The sequence below is a fragment of the Pseudomonas sp. Irchel 3F3 genome, assembly GCF_900187545.1.
Lineage (GTDB): Bacteria > Pseudomonadota > Gammaproteobacteria > Pseudomonadales > Pseudomonadaceae > Aquipseudomonas > Aquipseudomonas fortuita.
In genome coordinates this window covers 1-1,254 of sequence record NZ_FYDS01000029.1, presented here as the reverse complement: position 1 = coordinate 1,254, position 1,254 = coordinate 1, and the positions used below count along the sequence as shown (strand labels likewise).

The following is a 1,254-nucleotide window of genomic DNA, read 5'->3' as shown; positions in this document are numbered from 1 at the left end:
GTGGGAGCAACTGTCTTCTTGTGGAAGCTGGCCTTGCCGGCGATGGGGCGAGTAGCGCCCCAAGCCCGGCTCTGCCGGGCATCGCCAGCAAGGCTCGCTCCTACGAATGAGCTATTTGCTCCTTCCAGGGCGTTCCGGTCCTGAGCATCGCATTCAACCGTACTATCAATACTCGCATACACGCCACCACCGCTACCTTCGCGCATTTCCCCTGGGCTCGCAGTGCTTTGTAACGCTCGCAGAAGTCCTTGTTGTGCCGTATCACCACCCAGCAGGCCATATAGAGCGCCCGCCTGACTTGTGCGCGTCCCCCCCAGATTGAACGCTTGCCCGACTGCTTGCCGCTGTCCCGGTTGAACGGCGCAACACCGACCAAGGCGGCAATTTCCTTCTTGTCCACCTGACCCAGCTCTGGCAGCAAGGCCATCAGTTTTCCGGCAGTAATCAGACCAATTCCTTTTACTTGAGTGAGCTGTTTAACCCGATCATCAGGCAAAGCTGCTGCCTGCTGTGCGATCTCTTGTTCCAGCGCTCGAATTTCACCCTTCAGATAGGCGATGTGTTGTTCCAACCGCAAACACACACTGGGAGCCTGCGCCTGCTTCAGGCGCCGCTTGTCATCGTCGCGCTGTTGGACGAAGCGATCCCGCTGCATAAGCAGTTCGCGCAGCAAGGCCCGCTCAGGTGTCATCACCTGGCAAGGCCGTGGCGGCATAACTTCAGCTAGGTGAGCCAAAACAGCTGCGTCAATGGGATCGGTCTTGGCACGTTTACCCATCGACTTGGCAAAGTCCCGGGCACGACTGGGATTGATCCGGCAAACCGGAAAATCGGCATCCTGCAGCGCTTTTAGGACATTGCACTCGTAGCCACCGGTAGCTTCGAGCAAGACCATTGAAACTGCATACCCGCCAAGCTTTTCGACGAGCAGTTGGAATCCCTTCAAATCATTGGAAACACTGAAGTTCACACCCTCAGGGCGGATGTGAACGGCAAGTGTCGCACTGGAAACATCGATGCCGACAGAGGAAGACATGGCCAAACCCTCTTAAACTCAAGGAGTGAGAGCGCTTTGGCTTGGCCCACGCTTGTGATTCGAGATTACGGCCCTCATCCAACTGTTCGGGCTCTCGCCAAAGTGGAACGGTGAATGGCAGCTTTTGCTCCCACACGTGCTCTGGGCACCTCGGGCTATCAGCTTGCCATTCACCGCTCTCACTTCAGATTCTATTCCTTCTCCAAGACACAAGCGGG

Annotated in this window: 1 protein-coding gene; it reads right to left on the bottom strand. The window is 56.7% G+C overall.

Annotated elements, in window-relative coordinates; genetic code table 11:
* Positions 1-100: 100 nt before the first annotated feature.
* Positions 101-1,036, bottom strand: coding sequence for an IS110 family transposase (locus CKW35_RS27660; protein WP_024718161.1), 936 nt, complete (start codon positions 1,034-1,036; stop codon positions 101-103).
* Between the last annotated feature and the right edge of the window lie 218 nt (positions 1,037-1,254).

Bases quoted from the DNA above. Each gene is read 5' to 3' on its own strand.
- CKW35_RS27660 (WP_024718161.1), bottom strand. From the start codon at position 1,036: ATGTCTTCCTCTGTCGGCATCGATGTTTCCAGTGCGACACTTGCCGTT.